8 protein-coding genes are annotated in these 17,460 nt (G+C 74.4%); 2 read left to right on the top strand and 6 right to left on the bottom strand.

From position 1 onward, the window contains the following. Nucleotides 1-10 precede the first annotated feature (10 nt). Nucleotides 11-727 carry a gamma carbonic anhydrase family protein gene (locus ABTZ99_RS28375; protein ID WP_499615414.1) on the top strand — a complete coding sequence of 239 codons (717 nt, stop codon included), beginning with the start codon at nucleotides 11-13 and terminating at the stop codon, nucleotides 725-727. Between the two features lie 172 nt (nucleotides 728-899). Here the strand turns inward: ABTZ99_RS28375 and ABTZ99_RS28370 are convergent, their stop codons facing one another. From ABTZ99_RS28370 to ABTZ99_RS28350, 5 genes are all read right to left on the bottom strand, one after another. Beyond that, complete coding sequence (locus ABTZ99_RS28370; RefSeq protein WP_499615411.1) at nucleotides 900-1,874, bottom strand: S1 family peptidase; 975 nt, start codon at nucleotides 1,872-1,874, stop codon at nucleotides 900-902. Then, nucleotides 1,858-3,183, bottom strand: a complete 1,326-nt coding sequence (locus ABTZ99_RS28365; RefSeq protein WP_499615408.1) for a hypothetical protein — start codon at nucleotides 3,181-3,183, stop codon at nucleotides 1,858-1,860. Before ABTZ99_RS28365 ends, ABTZ99_RS28370 begins: the two co-directional genes overlap by 17 nt. Next, entirely contained in the window at nucleotides 3,180-8,324 is a 5,145-nt protein-coding gene (locus ABTZ99_RS28360; RefSeq protein WP_499615406.1) for a peptidoglycan-binding protein, read from the bottom strand. Before ABTZ99_RS28360 ends, ABTZ99_RS28365 begins: the two co-directional genes overlap by 4 nt. After that, entirely contained in the window at nucleotides 8,321-10,291 is a 1,971-nt protein-coding gene (locus ABTZ99_RS28355; protein WP_498780101.1) for a CHAT domain-containing protein, read from the bottom strand. Before ABTZ99_RS28355 ends, ABTZ99_RS28360 begins: the two co-directional genes overlap by 4 nt. A 165-nt stretch (nucleotides 10,292-10,456) precedes the next feature. Then, nucleotides 10,457-10,825 (bottom strand): hypothetical protein, encoded by a 369-nt coding sequence (locus ABTZ99_RS28350; RefSeq protein ID WP_499615403.1) that lies wholly within the window; start codon nucleotides 10,823-10,825, stop codon nucleotides 10,457-10,459. Between the two features lie 156 nt (nucleotides 10,826-10,981). Here ABTZ99_RS28350 and ABTZ99_RS28345 point away from each other — a divergent pair, with 156 nt between their 5' ends. Continuing rightward, a complete protein-coding gene (locus ABTZ99_RS28345; RefSeq protein ID WP_499615400.1) occupies nucleotides 10,982-16,219 on the top strand; it encodes an NACHT domain-containing protein in 5,238 nt (1,745 codons plus the stop codon). Here ABTZ99_RS28345 and ABTZ99_RS28340 read toward each other — a convergent pair. Continuing rightward, the gene (locus ABTZ99_RS28340) at nucleotides 16,210-17,439 is read right to left on the bottom strand and encodes a cupin domain-containing protein (RefSeq protein WP_498780106.1); all 1,230 of its coding nucleotides are present in this window, start codon (nucleotides 17,437-17,439) and stop codon (nucleotides 16,210-16,212) included. The genes ABTZ99_RS28345 and ABTZ99_RS28340 overlap by 10 nt on opposite strands. Nucleotides 17,440-17,460 lie beyond the last annotated feature (21 nt).

Here is a 17,460-nt window from a genome sequence, read left to right as displayed (position 1 = left end):
CCGATGGCGGATGGCACAGGTCTCGACGAACGCGACGTCTGAAATCCGCCGGCTTGCCCGCGGTCGGTCGGTCGAGGATCCGCTCATGATCGCTGAAGCGCGAGGGATCCGCATCCGGCATCGCGGGCATGAACCGCAGGTCCACCCCACCGCCTACGTCGCCCCGACGGCCACGCTGGTCGGCGATGTCCGCGTGGGGCCGAGGGCGCGGGTGATGTACGGTGCCGTGCTCGATGCCGAGGGGTCCCGGATCGAGGTCGGGGAGGCGGCGGTGGTCTGCGAGAACGCGGTGCTGCGCGGGTCTGCCGTCGCCGGCGATCAGCCGGTGCTCGTCGGCGACCACGTCTTCGTGGGGCCGCATGCCACGCTGCTGGGCTGCGAGGTCGGCAGGTGCGCCTACGTGGCGACCGCGGCGACGGTCCTCCAGAGCGCACGGTTGGGCGCCGGCTCGGTTGTCGCCGTCGGCGCGCTCGTCCACGCGCGCACCGTCCTGCCGGACGAGTACTTCGTGCCGCCGCACACCGTGGCGCTCGACGCGCCGGTGCGGCTGCTGGCCCCTGGAGATCCGGGCCTGGCCGAGGCCGTCGGCCGGGTGGGCTTCGCGCAGGTGGCGTTCGGTGTCGACGTGGAGTGGACCGACCGGATCAGCCGGTACGAGCGCATCGCGGAGGTGCGCGTCGCCGAGTTCGGCACGCACGCGGACGACGAGGTTCTGGATCTCGGCTAGGCATCGGCGACCGCGAGCTGTGCCGAGGTGACGCACCGGTGCGGGCCACCGCTCCCGGACGGGTGCGGTGGCCGACGGGTCGGGCCGGGAACCCGGATCCGGTCGAGCACCGTCGGGAACCGCGGGCTGGCCGCGGTTCTACCAGCCCGACAACACACCGAACCTCGAACAGCTACTGGGGCCGACGGGCTCCGGGCACGGTCCACAGCCACTTCTCGTAGGAGGCCACCCGGGTGTAGATGCCGCCGTCGCCGCACGGGCGCAGCGACGAGGCGGTGGCCCGGGACGTCGCACCGGCCAGGAACCACTGGTCACCCGCCTGCACGTACGCGGGGCCGCCGCTGTCGCCGTTGCAGCTGTCCCGGTCGAGGAACGGCGCGCCGGCCACGAACTCCGTGGCGGCGTCCGCGCCGTGCCGGGGGTGGTCGCTCGCGATCGGCACGTCCACCATCCGCCGCCGGCCGTAGCCGCCGCTGCTGTGCACGTCGGTGTTGCCGTAACCCGCGAGCCGCACGAACTTCGCGGCGGCGACCTGGTCCGGCGTCGCGATCGGGCGCGGCGTGACCGGGGCGGGGCGCGCGAGCACCAGGACCGCGATGTCCCCGGTCGGCCGGGGCGGGCGGTAGTCGGGGTGCGCGAGCGCGGTCTCGACCTCGATCACCTCGCCGTCCTCGGGGAACTCCACGTCCTTGCCGACGAACACGCGGGCCGCGCACCCGCCGTCCACGCAGTGCCCGGCGGTGACGACGACGTTCGGCGAGACGAGCGTGCCCGAGCAGCACCACGCGTCGGGGCCGCCGATGGCGACGCACTCCGGGAAGTCGGCCGTGGGCACGCCGCCGATGATGTGGGCGTGGTCGTCGACCAGGGCGCGCATGTTGGCCAGGTACACCGGGTCGGTGAAGATGCTGTCGGACGGCGGTTCCGCGGCGACGGCCGACCTGGTCAGGGGCGACACGCCGCGGCGCAGCAGCGAGCGGGCCAGGCGGTAGCCCTCGGCGCGGTCGCCGTTGACGAAGCCGTCGACCTGGTTGGCGAGCGCGTGGTACACCAGCACGAACCGCTGCTCGTCCTCGCCCGCGACCAGCCGGGCGAGCTGCGCCACGGCGGCCATGGGGTCCTGCGGTCGTTCAGTCGTGGTGGTCATCGTGGGCCTTTCGGATCATCGTGTCGATCAGGTCGTAGAGCTCCGCGCCGGCGGCCCGGTCGTCCACCACCGGTCCCCCCTCGCCGACGTCGGCGCGCGAGCCGTCCCCGACGGCCTTCGCGACCTTGTCGAGGATCAGGTCCTGGGCGTTGACGCGGTCGGGCGGCGGCGGGGCGAACAGGGCGGGTTCGCGGTCGAACGCCAGCCGGGCGGCCGCGATCAGGCACCGGACGTCGCTGGTCTCCGGCCGTTGGTGGTCCACCAGACCGTCGGCGGCGGTGACGGCGTGCCGCTGCTGGTCGGCGGTGAACGCGATCACCTCGCGCAGCGGGCGGTCGCCCAGCCCCGGGTACGGCCCGTCCAGCAGTGCCGTCGTCATCGGGGCGACGTCGTCCTCGAACCGCCCGCACGGCGTCCCCGCCGCCGGGAAACCCGTCTCCGCCAACGCCCGCGCGGTCAGCGCGAGCCGCACGGCCGCGGGCGGGTGGACCAGGACCGGTCCGTCGATCTCGGCGGCCGTCCGGGCGTCGTCCACGACGAGCAGGTCGGCCAGCGCGGACGCGAACGCCGGTCCGGCCGCCAGCACCCCGTACAGGTCGGCGAAGACCTCCGGCAGCCACGTGTCCCAGGCGTCGCGCCGGGCTTCGGGCAGGGTCCGCAACACCGGCCTGGTCAGCGCGCGGACCGTGCCGAGCAGGCCGAAGTCGCGTTCCACCGCGTGCCCGACCTCGTGCCCGATCACCACCGCGTCCGGCAGGTGCACGAGCTGGTACCACGGCAGGCCGATGATCGGGATCGGCAGCCGCGTCACCACGCCGAGGAAGTCCGCGGTGTCCAAGGCGTCCGGCACGTCCTCGACCACGAACGGCGTCTCCCGCAGGTGCGTGAACGGGCTGAACTCGCCGCTGAGGTGCACCAGCGGGGCCTCCCGGTCGCGGCCGGCCGCCGCCGGGTCGTAGCACCGCCAGGCGAACTCGTCCACGGCGGTCAGGAACGGCCGGTACCACTCCACGTACCGCAGGTTCAGCTTCGAGCGGTAGAAGTCCCACAGCCGGTGCACCTCCAGCATCCGCAGCTGGAGCCGGCGGCACTCCCGCAGGACGTCGGCGCCATCGGCCGCGACCGCGTCCAGCTCCGCGCCGATCCGCTCGACGACACCGCCGAGCCGGTCGGTGAGCCGGACCACCTGGGTGTGGTGCTTGCGCAGGACCCGGCCCGACGCGGTCTCGGCGCGCCACCGGGCGAAGTCCGCGTCGATGCCCGCGAGCTTGTGCCTGAGCTCGGCGACCTTGCGGTCGGTCGTGGTCATGGCCGTCCTCCCGGTCGTGGCACGAGCCGCAACCACGGCAGGTGCGTGTGCAGGGCGACGCCGGCCGTGGGCAGCACCCGGTCGAGGCCGGTGGCGTGCCGTGCGGGCGAACGCAGCCCGCCCGCCACGTCCGCCAACGACCGGCCCGCCGCGATCGCGCCGATCACGGCGTCGCACAGGTCGTGCTCGCCGTCGCCGGCCAGACCGGCGCCCAGCACGCCCGCGCACCGGCCGAGGGCGAACAGGTCAGTCGCGAACGCGTTGCGCAGCACCAGGTACGAGATCGCGTCGTCCGAGCCCCACGGCCGGTTCACGTCGAGCACCACGAGCGGCCGGAACTCGTCGCGCGGCACGGCGGCGAGCACTCGGTTGAGCGCCGTCACCGGGATCTCCTCGGCGGTCGGCGTGGCGTTGAACGCCTCCGTCGCCCAGCCACCGGCGAGGAACGTGAGCGCGACGCCGCCGCCGGACTCGCGCAGCCCGCCCGCCAGGTGCACCACCGCCGGCGTCCGTCCACTGTGGACCGCACGGGTCACGGCCCCGGCGAGCAGGTCCAGCGTGGGGTTCTCGACCGACTCCACGTCGAACCCGTGACTGCCGTACAGGTGGGCCAGGTCGACGCCCGAGTTCAGGTGCCCGCGCGCGGAGTTGATCTGCGACGACCGGCTCGGCTGGGCCAGCACCGCCAGCGGCTTGACCGGCTCGGCGAGGTCGCGCTGCAACCGGTCCAGCAGCTCGGCGCCGAGGTCGGCGTCCGGGGTGAGGCCCCGTGCCTCCTGGTACCGCCGCAACGCGCTCCTGGTGTGCGGGCCGAGGTCGCCGTCGGCCGCCAGGTCCGCGTCCGCCACCCGGTTGAGGCCGACCTGGACGAACCTGATCTCGTCGCGGTAGGCGGCCTCCCGCGACACGGCCCGGTGGAAGGTGGCGACGGCGCGGTCGAGCACGAGCAGCCGCCGCACGTCCGGCCGCAGCGCCAGTTCCCACGGCACCGCGCCGAGCCTGCGGTCCTCGACGTCGCACCTGAGGTCGAACGGGCCGGCCGGCGCCCGCAGCGCCGGACCGGGCAGGAGCAGCGACCCGAGCCCGGCGCAGGTGGCCTGCCAGTCCTCCCGGAGCCGTTCGACGAGCGGCCCGGAGCCGGCCCGGCCCGCACCGAGGATCGCGTCCACCAAGGCGTTGTCGTGGCGGATGGTGGTGTCCACGTCGGGCGGGACGGACGTCTGCACGACCAGCGCCCGGTCCTCGACGGCCAGCCGCACGCGCCCGCGCGCGCTGCGCAACGTCGTGCTGATCCGCCCTCGGGTGAAGCGGGACGCGACCGCCGCACGGCGCGCGTCACCGAGCGCGGCGAACGCCGCACCGGCGCGGACCAGCTCCGGTTCCGGCGCCCGGCTGGACTTCTCCGCGATCACGCTGCCCGCGTAGTGCGACCTCGCGTGCCACTGCGTCTCCCGCTCGTCGGCGGAGGCCAGCAGCGGCGCGGCCCGGCGCAACGCCGCCTCCGCCCGGTCCGGCTCGTCCAGCGCGATCAGGGCTTCCGCGCGCTCGACGAGGAAGGCCGCGCACAGCATCGGGTGGCCGCCGAACTCCCGGAGGAACGCCTCCACGTCACCTCGCGCGGGCAGGCCCAGCCGGTCCACGGCGCGCGACCACTCCCGGAGCGCGAACCACGAGCCACCGGTGGGCCTCGCCCCGGCCAGCTTCCGCTCCGCCGCCGCCCGATCGCCGGTCAGCCGGTCCACCTCCGCCGACGCCAGGTCCAGCAGGGCGCGGTCCGTCGCGCGCAACCGGTCCGTCTCCAGCCGCACCAGCGACGCGACCTCGCGCCAGGCGTCCCGCGCCCGGTCGTCGTGCGGATCGGGCACGCGGCGCAGTTCCTCCAGCACGACCAGGCGCGCGGACGCGGGCGTGATCTCGCGCAGCCGCGCCACCAGCTCGTCCAGCAACCACCGGAACCCGTCGGGCAGGTCGATCGCCAGGCCTTCCACGGCGGCACGAGCCACCAGGCACGGCGGGCGGGCACGCCGGTGGAGCTCGCCGATCACGGCGGCGACCGCGTCCAGCGCCTCGTGCGGCCGTGCGGCCAGCCCCAGCAGCTCGACCCGGGCCAGCTCCGCACCGCACCAGGCGTCGCTGCCCCGGGCGGCCTGCTCGACGGCCTCGGCCAGGTGGTGCTCGGCCAGGGTGAGGTTGCCGACCTCCCGCATGAGCAGCACCGCGGAGTGCGTGTGGCAGCGGGCGACGGCCGCGCGGTCACCCTCGCGACGCCACCGCGACCGCGCGGTTTCCAGCGCGTGCAAGGCCTTCCCGTAGTGCGCCACCATGCCCTCGGCGAGCCCGGTCAGCTCACGGGCGAGCGCGGAGCCGCGGGCCAGGTGTTCGGCGCGGTGCGCGAGGTCGAGCGCGAGCAGCGGCCTGCGTGCGGCCAGGGCCACCCTCGCGCCGGCGGCCTGCCCTTCCCGGTCGCCGTCGCGCGCGGCGACCCGGCGCGCGTGGAAGGCCGCCCACTCCAGCCGGTTCGCGCCGAGGCCGAGCTCGACCGCGAGCAGGCCGCAGCGGCGCTGCTGCTCGGCGTTCAACGGCCCGCCGCGCCGGGCCAGGTTCAATTCGCGGATCGCTTCCGCCAGGCGCCCGAAGTGCCGGTACGCCCTCACGATCCGCAGTCGGATCGGCGGTTCCCACCGGCGGGCGCCGACGCGGACCGCCGCCTCCGCCGCACGCCGGTACTCCTCGGGCGCCTGCCGGTCGCCGAGGATCATCCGCACGTCGCCGAGCAGGATGCGCAGCCGCACGTCGTCCTTCGTGCCCCACGACCGCGGCAACGCCCGCGTCAGCTCCTCCTCGGCGGTGGCCACGTCGCCGGACTTCAGCGCGAGCGCGGCGCGCACGTACCCGAGCCGCCAGTCGGGCACGACGTCCGCGCCGAAGTCGTCCCGGTCGCGCACGACGGCCGAGAAGTTCTCCTCGGCCCGGCTCCACAGCTGGTCCGCCGCTTCGGCACCGCCCTGCCTGGCCAGCTGCGTGAGCGCCGCGGCCAGCTCGTACCGGGCCTCGACCACGGTCTCCCGGGTCACGATCGGCCGGTGCTCGTCCCACGGGCGCGGGTCGGCGTCGGCGTCGACGTAGTCGGGCCCCAGCACCTCCTCGGCCAACGCGGCCCGCCGGTGCGCCTCACCCAGCTCCACCTGGTCCAAGGCCGCGCGCCAGTAGTCCACCGCGGCGGGGCCCTCCAGCCGGAACCGGTGGTAGACCGCCTCCCGGGTCCACCGGTCCCACCGCTCGGGGTCGGCCTCCGCCTTGCGCTCGAAGAACGCCACGGCGTCGGCGTGCAGCCGGTCGTGGACGGCGTGCGACCGGATCAGGCGGCGCATCGGCTCGGCCACGGCGTCGGCGAACCGCAGCGAGTCCGGCTCGCCCGGCACCGGCACGACCCAGGGCGTGGTGCCCGCGAACCTCGTCAGCCGAGGCCACAACCGCTCGACGTCCACGTCGGCGGTGACGGGGAACAACGACGCCGGCTCACCGCCCGGCACCACGTCCTCGCCCGGGTCGTCGAGGTCCAGGTCGCCGGACGCGGCGGCGCGCAGGTGCGGCCCGAGCACCTCGCGCGCGAAGTCGAGGCTCAACGTCCGCGCCACCATCCCGTACCGCAGCAGCCACCGCAGGCCCGGGTCGGCGATCGGCCGCAGCACCTGGAGCACGAGCGCGGTCAGGTCCGCCCGGTACTCCCGGATCTCGGCCGGCGTGATGTCGGGCCGCTGCTGCACCAGGTCGGCCAGGCGCGCCAGCACCACCGGCTCTCCCCCGGCCTTCGCCACGATCGCGTGCCGCAGGTCGGCGCGCGTGATGCGGCGCAGGTCGGCCAGGTAGCGCGTCGCGTCGTCGGCGGCGAACGGCGCCAGGTGCCGATCGACCGCGGGCGGCAGCACCGGCACCGCGAGCGGGTAGCGGCCGGCCAGCACGATCCGCATCGCCGGGCAGTCGCGGTACAGCCGCAACAGCTGCCGGAGCAGGCCTGCCAGCTCCTCGCGCGACCGGTTCGCGGACACCCGGTCCAACGCGTCGAGCACCATCACGGCGGGCCTGTCCGCCATCGCCTCGTTGAACGTGCGCACGAAGTCCTTGAGCACGTCCACCCCGAGCCGGTCGCGCTCGTCGCACAGCCGCCTGCTCGCCGCGGCCGCCCGACCGGGGTCCGCGACCTGGCGCCGCGAGAGGACCCCGGTCCACGCGTACCGCTCCAGGAACTCGGTGAACGGCGCCGCCGGCAGCTGCTGGTCGAGCCGCGCCGCCGCCTCCACCAGCAGCAGCCACGGGTACCGCGCGACGTTGACCGGGTCCAGCACGTCGAAGTCGCCCAGCACGCACGGCACGCGCCGCGGCACCAGCACCCGGGACACCAGCCAGCGCAGCTCCATCGTCTTGCCGCGCCCGGACGGGCCGTGCAGCACCACCATCCGGGGACCGTCACCCCGGACGAGCCGCTGGTAGGTCGCCTTGGCGCCGGCCGTCTCGAGGAACGTGGCCGACTGGAGGTACTCGGTCGACCACAACCCGCGGGTGCGCAGGTACGCGGCCCGGTCGTGGCGCAGCGCGATCAGCTCGGGGCCGATCAGCCGCACCCGGTCCTCGGCGCCGAGCACGTCGATCAGCTCCTGGCACAACGCCAGGTCGTGCCGGTGGTCGGCCTTGGCGTACAGCCGGACGAACAGCTCGGCGGCGGCGCGGTGGTCGAGGAGTACCAGCTGTTCGAGCAGGTCGACGGGCTTGTGCGCGGCCCGGTAGTGCCGCGCCAGGCGGCCGACCAGCGACCGCAGCTCCTCGGGCACGGCACGCGGGTCGGCGCCGTCGGGCCACCAGCCGTTCCAGTAGCGCGCCTTCGCGCCGGGCCGCAGCCGGTAGGCCTCCCGGGTGCCCTGGATCGGCTCGACCTCCGGCGCGGTGACGACCGCGTCGAACGGCGGCGCGCCGTCGACGTCGGCGACGAGCACCTTGTCGTACAGCTCCCGGTCGAACGAGCGGACCGCGGCGCACCGCCGCAGCACGTCCCACTGGTCCGCCGGTCGCAGCGACGCCAGGACGTCCTCCAGGGAGTCACCCCGAGCCAGGCGTCGCAACAGCTCGGCGTCGATCGGCTTCATCGCATCCGCCTCACGATGTTCTCCAGGTCGCCGAGCACGGCGGGGCTCCACTTGCCGGTGGCGACGCCCTTGCCGATGGCCTCGATCAGCTGCACGTGCGGGTCGCCGATCGACCGGCCGACCGCCAGCACCACGTCCTCGGCCAGCGCGGAGAACTCCTCGGCCTCGATGCGGTCCAGGTCGACCCGCGTGCCGCCGCCCAGCTCCGGCCAGTGCGTGGCGAACTGCTCGTTCGTCATCACCACCACGAGGCTCAGGTTCGGCAGCTCGCCGTCGGCGACGTGCCGGATCAGGTGGTCGTACAGCTGCTGCCGGAACGCCGAGTCCAGCACGTTCCCGACGTGGTCGAAGACCAGCAACAACGGCTCCGGTTGCGCCGCGCGGCCCAGGCACGCCCGGAACGACTCGAACGTCGCCGCGACGTGGTGCGACGTGCCGCCGGTCAGCCGCGGCCACCGCGCCGGTTCCGGCGTAGGCACGGGCGGGTCCGGCGGCAGCCTGCCCTCGGCGAGGTGGACCACGTCGTGGTTGAACCGGTCGAACGCCGACGCCACCCCCTCGGGCAGGTTGGGCAGGTCCTCCGCCACGTCCCGGATCGCGTACAGCACCTCCAGGAAGTCGAACCTGGCGGGCCGGTCGCCGAGCACCTCGACCGGGTTCGGCCGGTCGAAGCTGACGTACTTGACCCGCCGCCCGCGCACCGCGCACCGCCGCCGCAGCCAGTTCAGCAGCCGCGTCTTGCCCACCTGGGACTCGCCGACGACGAGCAGCAGCGGTTCGAGCGGCTCGCCGACGCCCGGGTCGACGCCCTTGAGCAGCTTGTGGCGCTCGTGGACCCGGTTGACGAACGCGCCGACCTCCTTCTCGAACTGCTGCTCGATCCGCACCGCACGCGCGCCGGTCGCGGACAGGTCCGGGAGCACGTCGTCGGGGCGCACGCGCAGCGTGAGGCTCGGCAGGATCCAGTCCCGGGCGCCGTCGGACACGCCGGTGTCGGCGTACACGGCCTCGCGCGCCGTCGCCACGGCCCGGTCGACCGGCGCGTTGGCCAGCAGGGCGCGGTAGAGCGAGCCGCCGAACAGCGCTGCCGCCGTGCCCCGGATGTCGCCCTGCATGCCGACGACGGCGGCGGCCCCGCTGTCGAGGAACACGTCGGTCAGCGCCACCGCGTCCGCCGTCTCGCCGGAGCGGCAGGCGTTCAGGATCGCCAGCCGCGGCGCGGGACGGCTCAGCAGGTCGCCGATGTAGGTCGGGGTGAGCAACCACGCCTCACGGCCGGGCGGGACGATCCGCAACGCCGGCTGACCCGTGCTCGCCTTGCGCGTGCCGTGCCCGATGAAGTGCAGCACGTGCGGCACGACCCGCCGGTAGGCCGACTTGAGGTCCGATTCGGTCGGCCGGGACAGGAACTCCGCCTCGATCCGGCCCGGCGCGCCGCCCACGACCCTCTTGATCTCCCGGATCTCCGCGCGGGAACCGATGTCGTCGTCGTCATCGCCGCGCACGACCAGCACCCGGATCGGCAGCGACTCGGCGATCGGGTCGTCGCCCGGCACGCGCCGGTGCAGCCGGATGAACGGCTGGTCGGGCTGGACGAACAGGGCGTGCGCGGACCTGGCCGATTCCCACGGCAGGCGGCGCAGTGCCGGCGGCAGGCACAGGAAGGTGCGCTTCACCCCTGGCCGGGACCAGTGCTCGCGCACGTTCGGCGGCAGGAGCAGCCGACCGAGGTGCAGGCCGAGGTCGGCGAACGCCTGCGACTCCGGGTTCGCGTGGAGGAAGCCGACGATCGCGTCCGACGCCGTGGCGCCGGTCGACGGCACGGGCAGCGACGCGGCGGCCAGGTCCGCCGGCACGGTGTCCGACGCCGTCGGCTCCGCCGGCCACACTCCGTCGTCACCGAGGTAGAGGTCCACCCGGTGATCGGCTCCCTGGCCGGGCTGCGTGATCTCGATCAACGCGTCCACAGGGGCTCACCCACTCGTTCCGGACACGGCGTCCTCCCCACCGGCCGCCTATACCTGGAGTCGGCCCTGGACCAGGTGGGGTTACGAGCTGTCACCCGATAGCGCTAATGCGTACCGCCGTCGAGCGCACCGGGTAGCCGAGCGCGCACGACCTCGCTGGACGGCTCAGGCCTGCCTGGCCAGGAGGATCGCGCCGAACACGACGAAGCTGACGAAGAACGTCGGCAGCGAGGCCAGCACCAACCAGCCGAACGCCAACCACTTGTGCCCGAAGAACCGGCGGATCAGCCAGGCCGAGACCAGGCAGGGCACCACCAGTCGGCCGACCACCATCCCGAGCCCGTACCCGGACGCGGGCAGTCCCTCGAGCACGACCACCGCGACCAGCACGGCGACCACCCAGACCAAGGACGCGAGCAGGCTGCGGCCGAACGACGTGCCGGAGGGCGTCGGGCGGGCGGGCGCGGGAGGGGCGGGCGCGCGAACGGGTTCCTGCGGCGAGGTCGGGAAGGCGGCGTTGCGGTCGAACTCCATGGTTCACCCCGAGGTGCGGTCCGGCTGGTCGTGCCGTTGGGCGGAGCGGGTGCGACCAGCGCAGACGGCGGCGGCAAGGCTACCCCGGCGGACGGTATCCGCGGACCTCGGAACCCGTGGGACCATGCGTTCACCGCGGGCGGGAAGGGGTCGGGGTTGGAGGAGCGCGCTCGGTCCACCGAGGTCAACCGGATCGGCGGTGACGTGCGGGGACCCGCCGTGCTGGCCGGCACGATCCACGGCGGCGTGCACATCACCGTGACCGGCACGGAGGTCGGGCCGGGGTCGTCGGCCGAGCCGGCGTCGTCGGGACTGCCCGCACCGGTCCGGTTCCTGCTGCGGGCGCAGGTCGACACCGCCCGGGAGATGCCGTACCGATTACCCGGCCCGCGCCGGTCGTCGCTGGTGACGGTGCACGTGCGCCAGGACCTGGGCAGCGGCGTGGACGAGCTCGCGCCGGAGCCACCGCGACCGGCGCCGATCGTGGACGGCCGCGGGCAGGTCGTCGAGCCGCCGAGCCCTCCGATCACCCGCCTGGCCGTGCGCGCGCCGACCCGGACCGTCTGGGAGGCGTTGGACCGCGACGACCACGTGGTGATCACCGGTGGTCCCGGGCAGGGCAAGTCCACGCTGTCGCTGCGGCTGGCCGCCGACGTCGCCGAGCAGTGGCTCTCCCACGACGGCGAACCCGCGCCGATGGCGGAACGGGTGATGCCCCTGCGGTTGACGGCCCGGGAGCTGGCCGGCCGGCTCGGCCGACCGTTCCCGGAGGCGGTCGCGGAGAGCGCCGGCGTGGAGTACGGCGCCCTGCTCGCCTCTCCCCTGGACCCGCGCGCCCTGGAGGGGCGGATCGCGGGCTGCCGCTGGCTGCTGCTGGTGGACGGCTTGGACGAGGTCGCCGACACCACCGAGCGGGACCGCCTGGTCACCGTGCTGGCCGCGTGGACCGCCGAGCCCTCCTCGCCCTACCGGGTCGTGGTCACCACCCGGCCGATCGAGGGCGCGGCCCTGGCGCCGCTGCAGCGCATCGGCGCCGCCCGCTACGAGCTGCAACCGTTCGACGAACGCGCGCTGCGGCAGTTCGCCCGCAACTGGTTCGGCGACCGGGACCGCGCCTACCGGTTCGTGCGCCAGATCCGCGCCGCCCACCTGGACGAGCTGGCGCGCGTGCCGCTGCTGGCGACGATCGCCGCGATCATCTTCGAGCAGCCGGGCAACCGCCCGTTGCCGGACAACCAGTACGAGCTGTACGAGGCGTACCTGAAGCACCTGCGCACCGCGCACACGGCCGAGCCCGGCCCGTTCGACCCGGTGCGCGACGCGCTGCTGGAGCACCTCGGCCGCGTGCGGCTGGAGGCCGACACCTCCCTCGTCGTCGCCGCGCACGACTGGGCCGCACGCCACCTGCCCGACCTCGCGGGCGCGTGGCAGGACGACCTGATCACCTACCTCGCCGCCGTGGGTCCGCTCAGCCGCCGCGGCGAGGACCTCCGGTTCCTGCACCACAGCTTCGCCGAGCACCTCGCCGCCACCGCCAGGGCCAGGCTGCTCCCCGACCGCTTCGACCCCGCGCACGCCGACTTCGCGAGCCTCCTGCACGCCGCCCGCGCCGAGGACCGGGGACGCCACGCCAGGGCCGTGCTGCTGCACCACACCCGCCTGCACCCGGCGGAAGCCGAACGCCTCCTCGAGCACCTGCACGCGGGCGGCTCCGACCAGCACCTCCTGGCCGCCCGCCTGCTCGCCCGGCACCTGCCCGCGGGCCCGGCCGCGGTCGACGGCTTCCTGGGCACCGTGCGGGCGTGGGCGATGACCACCCAGCACCCGGCGCTGAAGATCCTGTCGCAGACCAGCCGTGCCGCCCACCACCCCGGCACCGCCTCGTGGCTGCGCGACCTGATGGACTCGGACGACGCGCCCTGGCCGTCACGGGTCGAGGCGGCGGCGGCGCTCGCGACCAGGCTCCGCGGCGCCGAGTCCGCCGACGCCGCCCGCCTGCTCCGCCGCGTCGTGGACGACTCCGCGATCCCGGTGGAGCACCGGCTCGCCGCGGCCGAGGCGCTGACCGAGTGCGGCCCGGACGGCCACCGCGCCTCCGACCAGGGCCTGCGCGCCATCCTCGCCTCCCCTTCGGCCACGGCCGAGCAACTGCGCAACGCCGCCGTGGTCCTGGCCGGCTTCGACGGCGAGTCGCGCGAGCACGCCGTCGCCGTTCTCACCGACGTGCTGGACGACCCCGACGCCCCCGATCAAGCCCGCGTCCACGCCGCGACGGGGTTGGTCGAGATCGACGTCGAGCACCACGAGCGCGCCGCCGACGTGTTCCGCGAGGTCCTGCGCACCCGCACCGACTTCAGCGCCGGTTTGCGCGACGCGGCGGTGGGCCTGGCGTCCCTGGGCCCGCAGCGCTCCGACGAAGCCGTCGCCGCCTTGACCAGGCTGATCTCCGATCGACGCGGCGGGCGGGTCCCCGCCGCCGAGGCGCTCGCCGAACTGGGTCCACACCACCGCGTGGCGGCCGTCGACCACCTGCTGGCGTTGTCCAGGACCGTCGGCGTCGAGGTCTACACGCGGTCGACCATCGCCCGTTCGCTCGCCGACATGGGGGCGCAGGGTGAGGCCCTGGACCTCCTGCAAGCGATCCTCGCCGACTGGACCACCGACGCCAACGGCAGGTTGTGGGCCGCGCAGGAGCTCGCCGACCTGGGCCCGGAGCACCGAGAGGAGGCCGCGGCCACGCTGCGCGCCGTCACCACCCACCCCACGGCCTCCTTCTACGACAGGTTGTCGGCGGGCGCCAAGCTGGCGGCGTTGGGCGAGCCCCATCGGGCGCCGGCGGTGGCCTCCCTGCGCGCGACGCTGACGGACCGCGCCACCGACGCCCGGATCCGCATCCAGGCCGGCTCGCACTTGATCGGCCTGGGTCCGGAGTTCCACGACGAGGTGGCCCGCCACCTGTCGGAGATCGCCACCAGCCAGGAAGACCCCGACGCACAACTGATGGCGTGGCGCACGCTGCGACGCCTGGGCACCGGGTTCCACGAGCGGACATCCGCTGCCGTGCTGTCGCTGGTCGCGCCGGAGCAGGCGGCGCTCTGGGCCTCGTACCGCGACTACCCGACCTTCAACCACGTAGACGTCACCGACCGCGACGCGTACGCCGCCGCGATGATCGCCGTGCTGCGTGACCCGGTGTGGGACGGCCGGGCACGGCACAGCGCGGCCTCCGCCCTGATCATGCTGGGACGTCCCTTCCGCAGCCAGGTCGTCGACGGGATCGTGCGCATGATCGAGGGGCGGATCGTGCCGAACTCGTGGTTGCACCTGATGACCAGGGACGCCCGCAAGTTCGGCGCCGGCCTGCGCGCCGAGGTGGCAGCCGCTCTGCGCGCTCTGGCGCACGAACCCGATACGAACGCCGCCACCCTGTGCCAGGTGGCGAACGCCATGGAGGTGTTGGACCACCGGTCCGACCCGGTCGTCGTGGACGGCTTGCGCCGAGTCGTCACCGACGACCTGCTGCCCCTGTCGGACCGCGGTGAGGCAGCGGTGGCCCTGGCCCGTGCCGAGCCGGCCGCGATCGACACCGCGGTCGCCGTGGTGATGAGGGAGAACGCCGACACAGCGGCGACGACGTGGACATCCCGCGTGAGAGCCCTGGCCGAGCTCGGCGCCGACCTCGCGCCCGCCCTCCGGGCCCGCCTGGCCGATGTGGACTCCGACCGCCACCGGCGGCTGTCCGCCGCCGACCTGCTGGCCGACCTGCACCCCGGCTCGCGCGACGAGGCGCTCGCGGAGATCCGCGAGCAAGCCGCCGACGCCTGCCTGGAGTTCCAGTGGTGCACGGATGCGGTGCGGCTGCTCGCCGAACACGACCCGACCACGCTCGACGCCGCGGTCGCCTTCCACGCCCGGGTGCTCGACGACGAGGCGCAACCGGTGCGCGACCGCGCCGAGGCCGCGTGGCAGCTGATGGTGCTGGCACCGGCGCGGGCCCAGGTGGCCTTCTCCTCGTTGCGGAGGTTGGCCACGAGCCCGGAGTTCACCGTCGAGGAACGTGCTGACGCCCTCGAATGGCTCGTGCACCGCGTACCGCACGATCGTGAAGTGGCCAGGTTCGCACAGGCGGTCGTCGACGATCCGTCGGCCCGCCCGAAGCAACGACGTCAGTTGATCCCCGCGCTGTCGGGCAGGGACCAACTCCGCGCCGAACGCGACCTCCTGGCCGACCACACCGCGTCTCCGGCCCAGCGGGCCGGTGACCTCAGCGAGTGGACCGGGCCCGCGCTCGCCACCGAGGCGGCGGCGGTGCTCCGCGACGTGATCACCGCGGTGGAGACGATGCCGGCGGACCGGATCAGAGCCGCCGCGGCGCTCGCCGGGCTCTCACCCCGCATGGTTCCCGAAGCGGTCCGGGTGCTCGAACAGACGACGTGGCCCCGGAACGTTCGCTTCAACGTTCGTCAAGCACTCATGCGCTTGAAGGGGGCAGGACGCCAGCACCTGCTGGCCGAGGACGACACCGCGGCCCGCGACACTGCCGAAGCCGCGCGCGAGCGGGCCGGCGCCGCCCGCCGGATCAATGTCCTGACCGGCGACACCCCCGAACGGCTGGTCCCGGTGCTCCACGACTTCGCGGAGGACGGCAGGCTGTCGGACTCCGACCGCCTGCACGCGCTCTACGCGTTGAGGCGGTCAGGTGGTCTGCGGCGGTTGCGAGCCGTGCGGGACGACGAGCGGATGTCGCCCGCGATCCGGTGGCAGGCCGCGATGCTGATCCGGCACCACTCCGTGGACGACCGCGCCGCCGCTGTTCGCGTCCTGCACGGCATCGCCACCGATCCCGCCTGTCGGCCCACCCTGCGGTGGCAGGCGGCCGACGACCTCCTGAGGTTCGGTGAACGGGGCCGCGAACTCGGCGCCGTGTGCCTGTGGGAGATCGCCACGGACGATGCGCTGCCGACTCTCCCTCGCGTCGACGCCGCCCGTGTGCTCGGCAAGGCACGGCCGGACCTGCGGGCACAGGTCGTGCCGCTGTTGAGGCAGCTCCGCTCCGCCGAGAACCCGTTGGTCCGCATCCAGGTGTTCGAGGCCATCGGCGTGTTCGACCCGGCCGAGGGCGCGATCGCGTTGCGCGACATGGCGCGGGACCGCGCGCTCCGTCCCGGTGCCCGGCTGCGTGCCGCCGAGGCCGCCGCCGACCTGCGCCGTGACCACCGCGAGTCCGCCGCCGTCGTCGCCCGCGAGATCGCGCACGACCCGGCCGTCCCGCGCCACCTCCGGGTGAAAGCGGCACGGGCGTTGGCGCGGTGGAGCGAGCTGTGCCGCCCCGAGGCGCGGGCGTTGTTGGTGGAGCTCGGCGTCACGAACCCGGTGGCCGGTGGTCAGTCGTAGCCGCCGAACATGAACAGCGAGATCTGGTGGTCCGACGGGTTGGCCAGGCCGTGCAGGTTGCCGCCCTTCAGCAGCGCCAGGTGGCCCGCCCGCAGCAGGCGCACCTCGAAGCACCGGTCGCGGGCGTCGGGCTCGGCCCAGTCGCCGATCACCATCCAGCCCTCGCCCTCCAGCATCAGGAACGCCTCGGAGTTGTCCCGGTGCCGGTGCAGGCCGATGCCGCACCCGGCGTCCAGCACGTGCAGGTCCATGTACTCGACGGCCAGGAACGGCTCCTCGCCCGCGCCCTTGCGGCCGAAGCCGTCCAGGTTGTACGGCTCCAGCTTCCGCCCCAGCTCGCCCGAGCCGGTGAACCGGAAGTAGTTCGACAGCAGGTTGCGGTACTCCAGGAACCCGATGCCGCCGTGCGGGTTCGGGCTCCGGCCCACCTCCAGGAACGCGTCCCACCCGCGCACCACCATCTGGAACGCGAGCGTCACGGGCCCGACCTCGGCCGAACGGTCCGCGCTGCGCCACCGCAGCACGACCCGCAGCGGGCGGACGGGGTGCAGCAGGTGGTCGGGCGCGACCTCGCGGACGTCCCGGCCGTCCAACCCGGCACGGCCGAACGCGTCCGGCGCGCCACGCGCGAGGTCCGGGCGTGCTTGCAGGATCCCCAGCTTGAGCGACTGCCTGCCGCGCGTGCCGACCCGCGACTCCAGGTCGTCACCGCGGTAGCCCCACAGCTCCACGGCGTAACGCCCGCTGTCCGGGTCGTAAGGGGCTTCCACCTCGGCCCGGCCACCGCCCTCGACCTCCACCTCCACCAGCACCCGGTCGCCGAGCGAACCGCCGTGCGCCCGAGCCAGCGCGCTGTCCGGCCCGGCCCGGTAGGACAGGTGCAGGAACGGCCCGGTCCAGTCGCCGGCCAACGCCCACCCGCGCACCGCCCTGGTGTCGCCCAACCGGAAGTCGGCGACGTTCTGCTTCTGGAAGTCGGTCTTGAAGTCCTGCGCCGCAGGGTCGAGGACGTCGGTGTTCGGGCTGCTCGGCCCGTACAGCTCCAGCCACTCGTGCGGCAGCACGTACTGCAACGACGGCGTGGCGTAGCACTCCAGCTCGGCGGCGAGCCGGGTCTCCTGCACCACCGTGAGCAGCCGTTCCAGCGGGTTGTCCGACGAGTAGTCCGGCGTCGCACCGGGCTCGACGCGGCGCACGGCGTCACCTTGGGGAATCCGCACGGGGGTCACCTCCCATTCAGG

The sequence above is a fragment of the Actinosynnema sp. NPDC002837 genome (assembly GCF_040295345.1).
In the GTDB taxonomy this organism is placed as follows: domain Bacteria; phylum Actinomycetota; class Actinomycetes; order Mycobacteriales; family Pseudonocardiaceae; genus Actinosynnema.
The sequence above is the reverse complement of the archived record's forward strand: the minus strand, read 5'-3'. Positions and strand labels throughout refer to the sequence as shown.